Annotated in this window: 12 protein-coding genes; 9 read left to right on the top strand and 3 right to left on the bottom strand. The window is 60.2% G+C overall.

Going from position 1 to position 11,797, the window contains the following annotated elements; genetic code table 11:
* Positions 1–45: 45 nt before the first annotated feature.
* On the bottom strand, positions 46–405 hold the full coding sequence (locus tag LY631_RS01910) for a cell division protein ZapA (protein ID WP_274423417.1): 360 nt from the start codon (positions 403–405) through the stop codon (positions 46–48).
* Between the two features lie 14 nt (positions 406–419).
* Positions 420–692, bottom strand: coding sequence for a DUF4164 domain-containing protein (locus LY631_RS01905; RefSeq protein ID WP_274423416.1), 273 nt, complete (start codon positions 690–692; stop codon positions 420–422).
* A gap of 291 nt (positions 693–983) precedes the next feature.
* Between LY631_RS01905 and tkt the strand changes: the two genes are divergently transcribed.
* The 5 genes from tkt (at position 984) to LY631_RS01880 (ending at position 8,461) form a co-directional block, all read left to right on the top strand.
* The gene (gene tkt / locus LY631_RS01900) at positions 984–2,972 is read left to right on the top strand and encodes a transketolase (RefSeq protein WP_274423415.1); all 1,989 of its coding nucleotides are present in this window, start codon (positions 984–986) and stop codon (positions 2,970–2,972) included.
* Between the two features lie 96 nt (positions 2,973–3,068).
* Positions 3,069–4,082, top strand: coding sequence for a type I glyceraldehyde-3-phosphate dehydrogenase (gap, locus tag LY631_RS01895; RefSeq protein WP_274423414.1), 1,014 nt, complete (start codon positions 3,069–3,071; stop codon positions 4,080–4,082).
* A 123-nt stretch (positions 4,083–4,205) separates the two neighbouring features.
* Positions 4,206–6,059 carry a potassium/proton antiporter gene (locus tag LY631_RS01890; protein WP_274423413.1) on the top strand — a complete coding sequence of 618 codons (1,854 nt, stop codon included), beginning with the start codon at positions 4,206–4,208 and terminating at the stop codon, positions 6,057–6,059.
* Positions 6,060–6,133: 74 nt separating this feature from the next.
* Positions 6,134–7,330, top strand: coding sequence for a phosphoglycerate kinase (locus tag LY631_RS01885; RefSeq protein ID WP_274423412.1), 1,197 nt, complete (start codon positions 6,134–6,136; stop codon positions 7,328–7,330).
* A gap of 105 nt (positions 7,331–7,435) precedes the next feature.
* Complete coding sequence (locus LY631_RS01880; RefSeq protein WP_274423411.1) at positions 7,436–8,461, top strand: class I fructose-bisphosphate aldolase; 1,026 nt, start codon at positions 7,436–7,438, stop codon at positions 8,459–8,461.
* A 33-nt stretch (positions 8,462–8,494) separates the two neighbouring features.
* Here LY631_RS01880 and LY631_RS01875 read toward each other — a convergent pair whose 3' ends face one another.
* The gene (locus tag LY631_RS01875; protein WP_274423410.1) at positions 8,495–8,659 is read right to left on the bottom strand and encodes a hypothetical protein; all 165 of its coding nucleotides are present in this window, start codon (positions 8,657–8,659) and stop codon (positions 8,495–8,497) included.
* A 155-nt stretch (positions 8,660–8,814) separates the two neighbouring features.
* Between LY631_RS01875 and LY631_RS01870 the strand changes: the two genes are divergently transcribed.
* The 4 genes from LY631_RS01870 to LY631_RS01855 all read left to right on the top strand — a co-directional run bounded on the left by LY631_RS01870 (position 8,815) and on the right by LY631_RS01855 (position 11,684).
* Positions 8,815–9,606, top strand: a complete 792-nt coding sequence (locus tag LY631_RS01870; protein ID WP_274423409.1) for an SDR family NAD(P)-dependent oxidoreductase — start codon at positions 8,815–8,817, stop codon at positions 9,604–9,606.
* 413 nt (positions 9,607–10,019) lie between these two features.
* The gene (locus LY631_RS01865) at positions 10,020–10,379 is read left to right on the top strand and encodes a VOC family protein (protein ID WP_274423408.1); all 360 of its coding nucleotides are present in this window, start codon (positions 10,020–10,022) and stop codon (positions 10,377–10,379) included.
* A gap of 12 nt (positions 10,380–10,391) precedes the next feature.
* On the top strand, positions 10,392–11,096 hold the full coding sequence (locus tag LY631_RS01860) for a helix-turn-helix transcriptional regulator (RefSeq protein ID WP_274423407.1): 705 nt from the start codon (positions 10,392–10,394) through the stop codon (positions 11,094–11,096).
* A gap of 45 nt (positions 11,097–11,141) precedes the next feature.
* Positions 11,142–11,684 (top strand): putative glycolipid-binding domain-containing protein, encoded by a 543-nt coding sequence (locus tag LY631_RS01855; RefSeq protein ID WP_274423406.1) that lies wholly within the window; start codon positions 11,142–11,144, stop codon positions 11,682–11,684.
* Positions 11,685–11,797: the final 113 nt, after the last annotated feature.

Below are 11,797 nucleotides of genomic sequence, written 5' to 3'. Positions count from 1 at the left end.
GCAGTCCGGTGGCTTTCGTCGCGTTGGTGGCCGTGCCGATATGCTCTATGCGCTCGACAGCTTGGCCGCAACCGCCTCTATGCGCTCGGCCAGCTCGCCCAGCGTGCCCGTCAGGGCCGTGTCGTTCTTGTCCGCCTTGAGCAAGGCGTCGTCCCGCGTCTTGCGAAGGGTAGCGATCTCGCCTTCCAGGCCGTGCATGCGGTTTTGCAGTTCCACCAGTTCGTCCATGACCATGATGCTTGCCATAACCGTGAGACGCTGGTCGCCGATCTCACCGAAGGATTCCTTCAGATGCGCCACATAGCGGTTGAAGCGCTGCCCCAGATCCATCAGGTGTTCTTCCTGCCCCTCGTCGCAAGCCATGCGATAGGTCTTGTCGGCGACCGTAATCGTTACTTGTGCCATCTAGTCTAATCCGCCTATCGATCCAGGACAGCACGGATGGTTTCCATTGCCGTCACCAATCTGCGTGAAACCTCGCGGTTCACCTCTGCCAATTTTTCCGCACGCGCTTCCGATTTATCGATTTCCTGCGCAAGTCGGGCTCGGTCCGCGCCCATACGCTGCACCTCGGCCTCGATCTCGGAAAAAGAATTTTCCTTTTCAAGGCGCGCTTCGACAGCACTTTCCAGCCCCTCGACGGCTTTTTCGAGGCGGTTCATTATTTCCCTGAGGGTGGCATCACCAGTCATCGCAACTCGTCCCGAGCCGCCCCGCCCGCGAATCTCGCGGAATCATAAGCTCTTAACCTCGGAAGATTAGGCGGCGGGTGAAGCTTAGGTCAACCGCTTAGACCTGTCTTCCCCCGTTTGCTGAGGGCCGTCGTCTCTTTTCACACCCGGAACCCTTCCGCGTGTGAACCTTCGCGTCAGACCCGCGTTTTATTGACTTGGGCCGTGCACCTGATATGTGTCGCTTGCTCTTTCGGGCACGAGTCCTCCAGAAACGCCTGAAGTTTATCGGCAGCCGAGCAGCGAGCACAAATGACAACACGCGAAAAACACGACCGGATGGCGAATGCGATCCGATTCCTGTCCATGGACGCCGTCGAGAAGGCGAAGTCCGGCCACCCAGGCTTGCCCATGGGCGCGGCCGACATTGCCACGGTGCTTTTCACGCGGTTCATGACCCACGATCCGAAACAACCGGGCTGGGCGAACCGCGACCGTTTCGTCTTGTCGGCCGGGCACGGGTCCATGCTGCTCTATTCGCTGATGTACCTGCTCGGTTATGAGGACATCACGATCGATCAGATCAAGAACTTCCGGCAGCTCGGGTCCCGCACGGCGGGCCATCCCGAATTCGGTTACGCCGCCGGCATCGAGACTACCACCGGCCCATTGGGCCAGGGATTTGCCAACTCAGTCGGCATGGCAATCGCCGAGCGCCTGCTCAACGCCCGCTTCGGTGACGATCTGGTCAATCATTATACGTATGCTCTGGTCGGCGACGGCTGCCTCATGGAAGGCATCAGCCAGGAAGCTCTGGCCCTTGCGGGGCATCTGCGGCTGTCCAAGCTCATCGTGATGTTCGACGACAATCAAATCTCCATCGACGGACCGGTGTCGCTGGCTGATTCGACGGATCAGTGCGAACGCTTTGCCGCGTCCGGTTGGAAGACGATGCGGGTCGACGGGCACGATCCGGATGCCATCGAGGCCGCGATCGAGGAAGCACGCAGGTCCGACAGGCCGACTTTCCTGGCCTTCCGCACGACGATCGGCCATGGCGCGCCCACCAAGGCGGGAACAGCCAAGGCGCATGGCTCGCCGCTGGGCGCAGAGGAAATCGAGAAGACGCGCGAAACGCTTGGCTGGGACGCGGCTCCCTTCGAGGTCCCCTCGGATGTGCTGGATGATTGGCGACTTGCCGGTTTGCGCTCGGCCAAAGAGCGCGCGGCCTGGGAGAAACGCCTGGCGGCAGCTGATGCCGACGTGCGTGCGGAGTTTGAGAGGCGGATGCGTGGCGATTTGCTCGAGGATCTGTCCTCGGTGATCGTCGATTACAAGAAGAAGCTGTCCGAGGAAGCGCCGGCCGTGGCCACGCGCAAGGCCTCCGAGATGGCGCTCGAAGTCATCAATGACTTTCTGCCGGACACAATCGGGGGTTCGGCCGACCTCACCGGGTCGAACAATACGAAGACCAGCCAGACCGTGCCCGTCACCGCTGAGGACTTCAGCGGCCGCTATATTCATTACGGCATTCGTGAGCATGCCATGGCCGCGGCAATGAACGGGATTGCGCTCCATGGAGGTCTCATCCCCTATGGCGGCACGTTCCTGACCTTTTCCGATTATGCGCGGCCCGCGATGCGGCTTGCCTCGCTCATGGGCATCCGTTCCATCTTCGTCATGACGCACGATTCCATCGGGCTGGGCGAGGACGGGCCGACACACCAGCCGGTCGAGCACCTGGCAGCGTTGCGCGCCATTCCGAACCATCTTGTTTTCCGGCCGGCGGACGCGGTGGAAACCGCCGAATGCTGGCAGTTGGCACTCGAATCGAAGGATGCTCCCTCCACGCTGGCGCTGACCCGGCAGAAGCTGGAGCAATCGCGCACGGAATTCACGGAGGATAATCTGAGCGCACGGGGTGCTTACGAGCTTCTTCCCTCCGACGAGGCCAAGGTCACCATTTTCGCCAGCGGGTCCGAAGTCGAGATTGCCGTTCGGGCCAAGACGCTGCTCGAGCAGAGGGGGCATGCCACGCGTGTTGTCTCGGTGCCCTGTTTCGAGCTGTTCGAACGGCAGCCCAAGGATTACCAGGATGCGATCATAGGTGCGGCGCCGGTGCGTATCGCCATCGAGGCGGCCATCCGCCAGGGCTGGGACCGTTTTATCGGGATGGACGGCGTGTTCATCGGCATGACCGGCTTCGGGGCCAGCGCACCGGCGCCGGATCTCTACAAGCATTTCGGCATCACCGCGGAAGCTGCCGTGGAGGCAGCCGAAGCACGGCTTTCCGAACTTTAGATCGTGAAGAGGATGGTTTTGCTGGACATTCGTCCGGCACCGGACTTTTAGACAGTTAGCCGTGTTGGTACGGCTCCAGCTCGCCGGAGGTGAATTATGACCGTGAAAATAGCCGTCAATGGATTTGGCCGTATCGGGCGCAATATCGTTCGCGCCATTTTCGAGTCCGGTCGCAAGGACATCGAGGTTGTCGCCATCAACGATCTCGGCCCGGTCGAAACCAATGCCCACCTGCTGCGCTATGACAGCGTGCATGGTCGCTTTCCTTCCAAAGTGAAGGTCGAGGGCGACAGCATCAAGATCGATTCGAGTTCCTTCAAAGTGCTGGCCGAGCGCGACCCGGCGAAACTTCCATGGGGTGATCTCGGCGTTGACATCGTGCTTGAGTGCACCGGTATTTTCACGTCCCGCGAAAAGGCTGCGTTGCATCTCGAAGCGGGCGCCAAGCGCGTGCTCGTTTCCGCGCCTTCGCAGGGGGCAGACCTGACGGTGGTCTACGGCGTGAACCACGACAAGATCACGAGCGAGCACAAGGTCATCTCCAACGCGTCCTGCACCACCAACTGCCTTGCGCCGGTCGCCAAGGTGCTCAACGACACGTTCGGCATCGAAAAAGGCTTCATGACGACGGTGCATGCCTATACGGGCGACCAACCGACGCTCGACACCATGCACAAGGATCTCTACCGCGCACGTTCAGCCGGCATGTCCATGATCCCCACCTCCACCGGCGCCGCGAAGGCCGTCGGTCTCGTATTGCCGGAGCTTCAGGGCAAGCTCGACGGTGTTTCCATCCGTGTGCCGACGCCGAATGTCTCCGTCATCGACTTCAAGTTCGTGCCGAAGCGCACGGTGACCGTCGAGGAAGTGAACCAGGCACTCCTGGCGGCTGCGAAAGAAGGCCCGCTCAAAGGCATTCTCGCCTATACCGATGAGCCGCTGGTCTCGATCGACCTTAATCACAATCCGGCGTCTTCGACCTTCGCACTGGACCAGACGAAAGTGATCGAGGGCAATCTCGTGCGCGTCATGTCGTGGTACGACAATGAATGGGGATTCTCCAACCGCATGGCCGATGCGGCGGTTGCGTTCGGCAAGACGATCGGTTGATCGGCCCAATTGGAACGACACAACGCCCGGCTCCAGTGCCGGGCGTTTTTGTTTGTGGGCTGCCTTGCGTGAATGCGCCGTTGGCCGCACTTTAGCCGCGAATGATTCACATCTGAGGGGGCAATGGATCAGGCCATTTATCTGATAACGCTGATCGCTACGGCGCTCGTGCTCTTCGCGGCGTTTTCCAGCCTGATTGCCTTCCGTTTTGGTGCCCCGCTACTTCTTGTCTTCCTCGGCATCGGCCTTGCCGCCGGAACGGATGGGCTGGGGCTTGATTTCGACAATGCTTCCGTTGCCTTTTTCGTCGGATCCCTGGCGCTCGCCGTCATCCTCTTCGATTCGGGGTTCGGGACAAGCTTTGCCAGCTTTCGTGCCGCGGCGGCGCCGGCCATCACGCTCGCCACGGTCGGCGTCGCGCTAACGGCGGGACTATTGGGTCTGGCAGCATACCATGTGCTGGGCTTCAACTGGCTCGAAAGCTTTCTCCTCGGCGCGATTGTCGCTTCGACCGATGCTGCCGCCGTGTTCTTCCTGCTGCGCGTTGGAAACATATTCGTGCGGGACCGGGTGCGCTCGACGCTCGAAGTCGAATCCGGATCCAACGATCCGATGGCGATCTTCCTCACACTTACCTTGATCAGTCTGATCACCGCGGGCGCACCGCTGAATGCGGGTGAACTGGCCGAGGATGTCGTCTTCGGGTTCATGAGACAGATGGGAATCGGGTTTGCCGCGGGGATCGCCGGGGGATATCTGATTGTGCGGCTGGTAACCCGGCTGGATTTGGAAACCGGTCTTCTCCCGATTTTCGTGCTAGCGCTTTCCTTACTCGTCTTTGCCCTTGCGGGCGCGATCGGCGGCTCCGGCTTTCTGGCCGTCTATGTCGCCGGGTTGGTTGCAGGAAATGCGCAGATGCGTTCAACCAGCATGCTGAAGCGCTTCCAGGACGGTGTTACCTGGCTGGCGCAGATCATCATGTTTCTGGTGCTCGGCCTGTTCGCCACGCCCTCACAGTTCATCGATATTGCGCCGCATGCGCTGTTTCTCGGGCTATTTCTCATCTTTATCGCGCGCCCGGCAGCGGTCGCCATTTGCCTCGCCCCATTTCGTTTCTCACGGTCGGAGACCGCCTTCATCTCATGGGTGGGCTTGCGCGGCGCGGTCTCCATCCTGCTGGCGATCCTGCCTCTCATGGATACGCTGGAGCATGGCCGCGACATCTTCAATATCGTTTTCATTATTGTGCTTGTGTCCCTGATGATCCAGGGCTGGAGCATTCGCTCGATCGCGCGGCGGCTCAATATGATCGTTCCGGCGCGAACGGGGCCGGTGGACAAGGTGGAGTTGGAGTTGCCGGGCTCGGCCCACCACGAGCTTCTCGCCTATCGCGTCGTCGCGGGCAGCCCGGTGGAGCGAGGGGAACGGATTCCGCGGTGGGCGCGGCCATCGCTCGTCGTCCGCGACGGACGCTCCATGACCTATCAATATGCCGGCCGGCTCATGGCTGGTGACCGGGTCTATATCTTTGTGCCGGACCGCTATCCGGGGCTGCTCGACCGCCTCTTCGCCAGTCCGGCGCGGGTGGACCCCGAGGACGCGGAGTTCTTCGGGGCCTTTGCCGTCGATCCGGGTCGACCCGCCGCGGATATTGAGGCCGCCTATGCGCTTGATCTCAGCGACGAGGAGCAGGCACTCTCCATAGCCGATTTGGTGCGGAAGCGGCTGGGCGGCCGCGCCGAGCAGGGGGACCGCGTGCACATCGGAAGCATCGAGCTCATCGTGCGGGATGTGGAGAAGGGCGGGTGGATCACGGGTATCGGGCTCTCAGTCGATCCGCCGTCGCGTCCCTATGAGGTGCCGGTCTACATCAGCGCGGGCGAAGCATTGAGCCGGCTTTGGGCGTTCCTTCGCCGCTGGCGGGAAGAACGCCGCAAACGCGCAGCGCAAAAGGAGGATGAGATTGCCGGGGAATGAAGAAATTGACGCCCTTGTCTCCAAGGTCCGGCCCTGTATGTTCGCGGACACAAAGCGGATGAAGGAGCGGGAGCATGGCTGATCTAAAGACCCTCGACAATCTGTCGGATATTACGGGAAAGCGTGTGCTCGTGCGGGTCGACCTGAACGTGCCGGTCAAGGATGGCATCGTCACCGATTCGACGCGCATCGAGCGCGTTGCTCCGACAATCGCCGAATTGTCCGACAAGGGTGCGAAGGTCATCCTGCTCGCTCATTTCGGTCGTCCCAAGGGAAAGCCGGTTCCGGAAGCCTCGCTCCAGCCGGTTGCCAATGCAGTGGAGACGACACTCGACCGGCGCGTCTATTTTGCTCCGGATTGCGTGGGGGAAGCGGCTCGAAACGCGATTTCGGAAATGGCGGACGGCGATATCCTCTTGCTCGAAAATACCCGCTTTCATGCTGGTGAAGAGAAGAATGATCCCGCGTTCGCAAGATCGCTGGCTGACAACGGCGACATTTACGTGAACGACGCTTTTTCCGCCGCACATCGTGCCCACGCCTCCACCGAAGGATTGGCGCATTTGCTTCCCGCCTATGTGGGACGCACGATGCAGGCTGAGCTCGATGCGCTGGAGAAGGGGTTGGGCAATCCGAAGCGACCGGTTCTGGCCATAGTGGGCGGAGCCAAGGTTTCGACCAAGATCGACCTGCTTTTCAACCTGGTCCGGAAGGTCGACGCGCTGGTGATCGGCGGTGGTATGGCGAACACCTTTCTTGCCGCACGTGGCACGGAGGTTGGAAGCTCGCTTTGCGAGCACGACCTGTCAGAGACCGCCAAAAAGATCATGATCGAAGCGGCATCGAGCGGCTGCGCGATCGTCTTGCCCGTCGATGCGGTGGTGGCAGAGAAATTTGAGGCCGGCGCCGATAACCAGACGGTCGACATTTCAGCCGTTCCCGGCAATGCCATGATTCTCGACGTCGGGCCGGCCTCTCTTAAGAAGGTGGAAGAGGCGATCGATCGCGCCGATACGCTGGTCTGGAACGGGCCGCTGGGGGCGTTTGAGATACCGCCTTTCGACAAAGCGACAGTTGCTGCCGCCCGATATGCGGCGCGCGCTACGCGGGAAGGACGCCTCGTCTCTGTCGCTGGAGGCGGCGATACCGTCGCTGCGCTCAACATGGCTGGCGTTGCAGACGATTTCACCTATGTATCCACTGCAGGTGGCGCTTTTCTGGAGTGGATGGAAGGAAAGGAACTGCCCGGTGTGACGGCGCTTCGGCGCTAAAGCTGTTTTTTGTTACATTTCAATCGATTAGGGACTATTTGCCCACATTCCGTTTTGTTCTTTCTTCTGCTACGGAATTTGTAAATGAAACAGGAGGCAGGCAGAATGAGCGAGCGACTTGAAGATATCGCAGCCCGCATAGTGGCTGACGGCAAGGGCATTCTGGCAGCGGACGAAAGCACCGGCACCATCAAGAAGCGGCTGGACTCGATCGGTATCGAAGCCACCGAGGAGACCCGGCGCGATTACCGCGAGATGCTTTTCAGCGCCGAAGAGGCGATGCGAAACTATATTTCCGGCGTCATTCTCTTCGATGAAACCATTCGTCAGAAGGCAAAGGACGGCACACCGCTGGTGGACCTCATACGCCGCTCCGGTGCGGTGCCGGGAATCAAGGTCGATAAGGGCGCCAAGCCGCTGGCAGGGTTCCCGGACGAGAAGATCACCGAGGGCCTGGACGGTCTGCGCGAGCGGCTGAACGAGTATTACGAGCTTGGAGCGCGGTTTTCCAAATGGCGCGCTGTCATTGCCATTTCCGGATCTCTACCCAGTTGGGGTGCGGTGAAACAGAATGCGCAGGCCCTGGCCCGTTACGCGGCCCTTTGCCAGGAGGCCGGGATCGTGCCGATTGTCGAGCCCGAGGTGGTGATGGACGGGGCACCGGGCGACCATTCGATCAACCGCTGCTACGAGGTGACCGAATGGGTGCTGAACACCGTCTTCCACGAACTTTACGATGCGCGTGTCGCGTTGGAAGGCATGGTGCTGAAGCCCAACATGGTGATCGACGGCAAGGACGCGCGGAAGGCTTCTCGCGAAGAGGTGGCGGAGAAGACCGTACGCTGTTTGAAGGCGACGGTTCCATCCGCGGTTCCCGGCATTGCCTTTCTCTCAGGTGGCCAGTCGGACGAGGAGGCGACAGCGCACCTTTCTATTATGAACGCCACCTATGACATGCCCTGGGCGCTCACCTTCTCCTATGGCCGCGCGCTGCAGGCGCCGGCGCTGAAGGCTTGGGGTGGAAAGTCCGAAAACGTTGCCGCGGGGCAGCGCGCCTTCGCCCACAGGGCGAAGATGAACGGGCTTGCCACGCGCGGCGACTGGAAGGAAGAGCTGGAAAAGGCCGCTTGAGGCGAGCGTTCAGAACCGGTTCATCGGCCAGCTTCAGTTCCAGCCATGGCTGAGGCCGGCCGTCAGTCCGATCGCGACAAATGCCACGAGGGCCAGTTTCCAGAAGTCACTGCGTTTCTTGAGGCCGGGAAGTCCCAACGGCCTAATGAGATGCAGGACCATGGTGGCCAGGATCAGAAATGAGAAAATTTTGGTCATGGCCCACCGAGGATGTATCTTTTCATCGGTTTGGCGAATTTCCCGTCCCCTGTCAAAGTCTCTGCCTTGCGCTTTCTACGGAAAAGGTGTTCGCGGCCTTGACCTCGTCGGGGCGTCGGCTCAGTTTCCGATCAACGAAACTGGTGAGGTGAGACATGGCACTGGACGGAAAAACCGCGATCGTAACCGGCGCAGCGACAGGGATCGGTTATGCCGTTGCCGAGCGCTTCCTGCGCGAGGGCATGCGCGTCGTGGCCGCAGATATCAATGCAGAGAAGGGCGAAAAGGCAGCCTCGGATCTGGAGAAGCTGGGTGATGTCCGTTTCGTCAAGGCGGATGTCGGGAAAAGCCTCGACGTGCACAATCTCGTCGCATCCACCATCAACCTGCTGGGGGATATCGATGTACTCGTCAATAATGCAGGGATCGTGCACGGGGCGGACTTCCTGGACCTCAAGGAAGAGGATTTCGACCGTGTGCTTCAGGTCAATCTGAAGGGGACGTTCCTGGTCGGCCAAGCGGTCGCCCGTTACATGAAGGAAAAGGTGGACAATGGCGGGCCGGCGGGCGCCATCATCAACATGTCCTCAATCAATGCGGTCTTCGCCATCGCCAATCAGGTGCCTTATTCGGTGTCGAAAGGTGGTGTGAACCAGCTGACGAAAACCATGGCGCTCTCCCTTGCACCGCACGGGATTCGCGTGAACGCGATCGGGCCGGGTTCCATCATGACCGACATGCTGGCGAGCGTGAATGCGGATCCCGCCGCCCGGAACCGTATTCTGTCGCGCACGCCGATGGGCCGTATCGGCGACCCGCAGGAAATCGCTTCCATCGCCGCGTTCCTGGCCTCGGATGATGCCAGCTATATCACCGGCCAGACGATCTATGCCGATGGCGGACGCCTGCCACTCAACTATACAGTCGATGTGCCATCGGAAGAGTAGGAAATGCGGGACGTCCTGACAGCACGCTGTCATGGCCCTGTGAGATGATCCTCCGGCAATTTCGTCGGAGGATAGGATATGACTTTTCCTGTTTCAGCTACGCATGCGCTGAAAGGTTGGGTGTTGGCATTCCACAAAAATCGGCGCCGCAGAGTGGGCGAACGAATCATGAGCGAATTGCCGCCAGGCCTGCAGAAAGATATTGGATGGGAGCCGGGCGGAAGGGCACGCGGACGCTGAAAGGCATAAACGCGCTTTGCCGGGCCCGAGTGATGCGATTATCCAGATGCGTACCCTGTTTGCGCGCGAATATGGCGAGCTCTCCTTTTCGAGCATCCCGCTCCTGCTCCTGACATAGTGGTGTCAGGAGCAGTGTGGCATCCTTGCTCTTGTTCTGGATAAGGAGCCAGCGTATGTCGCATTTTGCGCCTGGGCATGCAGCCGCATGGTTTGAGATCCCGGCGACGGGTAGAAACAGGTCCAAGAAACTCTACGGCGCTGTGCCGCAGAACGAGCTTGCCGACGAGAACGCGCCGAATCCCATGGCGTTGTTCGCCGTGAAAGATAGTAAGACGGGGGGCACCGGTCATATTCATCCTGGGAAACCCGCGCCCGAAGGCACGGGGAACACGGTGCACCTTGCTGCTCCGGCACCGCTCGATGATGCTATGAATTGGGTGGAGGAAAATGGTGGAAAAGTCGTATCCTCCATCATAACGATTTCTGCAGGACGATTCGACCCTGGCGGCAACAGCATTGGACTGTTTGCGTGAGGAGCAAGCACCATGCGGCGCGCGGACCGACTTTTTCAGATTGTACAGCACTTGCGTGGCGGCCGGCTGGTTACTGCGCGGCTGCTTTCGGAGCGGCTCGAAGTTTCAGAACGCACCATCTATCGCGACATCGCCGATCTTCAATCGACGGGCGTGCCAGTCGATGGCGAAGCAGGTGTCGGATACTTGATGCGCGAAGGCTTCGAGCTGCCTCCGCTCATGTTCACGCGTGATGAAATCGTCGCGCTCGTCGCCGGGGCGCGTATGGTGCGCGCCTTTGGCGGGGCCACCATGGCGCGCGCAGCACAGGAAGCGCTGATCAAGATCGGTACTGTGCTGCCCGAAAGCGAGCGCGAACGCATTTCGCGAACCGAGATTCATACGCCGGACTGGGTCATCAACGAGGCCGACCGGCAGGCCATCGACGCGCTGGAGCAGGCCACGGAACAGCGCCGGGTCTTAACGCTTAACTATCGTGACGAGGCGGGCAGCGCGACCAAGCGGAACGTGCGGCCGCTCGGGCTGTGGTTCTGGGGCAAGGTTTGGACCCTTGTTGCGTGGTGCGAGTTGCGCAATGACTTTCGTACCTTTCGGATCGATAGGATTACGGTCATGGAGGATGCCGGCCGAACCTTCAAGCCGGAGCGCGGCAAGCAGTTGGCCGATTTTTATCGGCGGGTTGAGTTGCGCGAGGGATTGGGGAACGGGCATGAGTAACCCCGTCTGCTGTGGGTAGGCCGCTCGATTGAGGGGAGAGTGCTGATGGAACGAAAGTGGCGTCGGTTGGACGAGCCTGGTCTGGAGGTTTTTCAGATCATGCCGGAGGTTGACGGATTTCGCGCCGTCGCGACAGTCGTGCATGCGGGTGCCGATCCTTTCGGCTTGTCCTATGTCTGGTCACTCGACGAACATTGGCGCACGCGCCAGCTTGTATTGCGCTTGTCTCATCCAACCTTGCAAGAGATGAAGATCGAACGCACTTCCGGTGGATGGCTCGTCGACGGACAAGAAGCCGCCGAACTAGCGGCCTGCGACGAGATCGATCTGTCGGCGACACCCTTTTGCAATTCCCTGGCAATACGCCGGTTGAGGGGCTCAGGCGAGTTGACCGCGCTATACGTGGATCTTCCTTCGCTGCAATTGTCATGCTCCCGTCAGCGTTATCAGCCCCTTGGCGAAGGCCGGTGGCGATATATCGATCTCGGCGTGGCCAAAGGTTTCGAGGCGGATCTGAGCCTGGACGAAGACGGGCTAGTCGTCGACTATGAGGGTCTGTTTGAGACTATCAATCAGGACCTTCAATAGATTTCACCTACCCGCTCCCACGGTGTAAAGCGGTTTTCTCTTCAAGGTGAGACTATCCGAACAAAAAGGGCCGCCCCTCTAGGGGCGGCCCTCCGTGTCTTCGTTCCTGGCGC

Origin of the sequence: Chelativorans sp. YIM 93263 (genome assembly GCF_028767125.1) — a bacterium.
In the GTDB taxonomy this organism is placed as follows: Bacteria; Pseudomonadota; Alphaproteobacteria; order Rhizobiales; family Rhizobiaceae; genus Chelativorans.
This window is presented reverse-complemented; position numbering and strand designations above follow the sequence as displayed.

Excerpts from the sequence above, each read along its gene's own strand:
- LY631_RS01910 (WP_274423417.1), bottom strand. The coding sequence starts at position 405 with ATGGCACAAGTAACGATTACGGTCGCCGACAAGACCTATCGCATGGCT.
- LY631_RS01905 (WP_274423416.1), bottom strand. The coding sequence starts at position 692 with ATGACTGGTGATGCCACCCTCAGGGAAATAATGAACCGCCTCGAAAAA.
- tkt (WP_274423415.1), top strand. The coding sequence starts at position 984 with ATGACAACACGCGAAAAACACGACCGGATGGCGAATGCGATCCGATTC.
- gap (WP_274423414.1), top strand. The coding sequence starts at position 3,069 with ATGACCGTGAAAATAGCCGTCAATGGATTTGGCCGTATCGGGCGCAAT.
- LY631_RS01890 (WP_274423413.1), top strand. The coding sequence starts at position 4,206 with ATGGATCAGGCCATTTATCTGATAACGCTGATCGCTACGGCGCTCGTG.
- LY631_RS01885 (WP_274423412.1), top strand. The coding sequence starts at position 6,134 with ATGGCTGATCTAAAGACCCTCGACAATCTGTCGGATATTACGGGAAAG.
- LY631_RS01880 (WP_274423411.1), top strand. The coding sequence starts at position 7,436 with ATGAGCGAGCGACTTGAAGATATCGCAGCCCGCATAGTGGCTGACGGC.
- LY631_RS01875 (WP_274423410.1), bottom strand. The coding sequence starts at position 8,659 with ATGACCAAAATTTTCTCATTTCTGATCCTGGCCACCATGGTCCTGCAT.
- LY631_RS01870 (WP_274423409.1), top strand. The coding sequence starts at position 8,815 with ATGGCACTGGACGGAAAAACCGCGATCGTAACCGGCGCAGCGACAGGG.
- LY631_RS01865 (WP_274423408.1), top strand. The coding sequence starts at position 10,020 with ATGTCGCATTTTGCGCCTGGGCATGCAGCCGCATGGTTTGAGATCCCG.
- LY631_RS01860 (WP_274423407.1), top strand. The coding sequence starts at position 10,392 with ATGCGGCGCGCGGACCGACTTTTTCAGATTGTACAGCACTTGCGTGGC.
- LY631_RS01855 (WP_274423406.1), top strand. The coding sequence starts at position 11,142 with ATGGAACGAAAGTGGCGTCGGTTGGACGAGCCTGGTCTGGAGGTTTTT.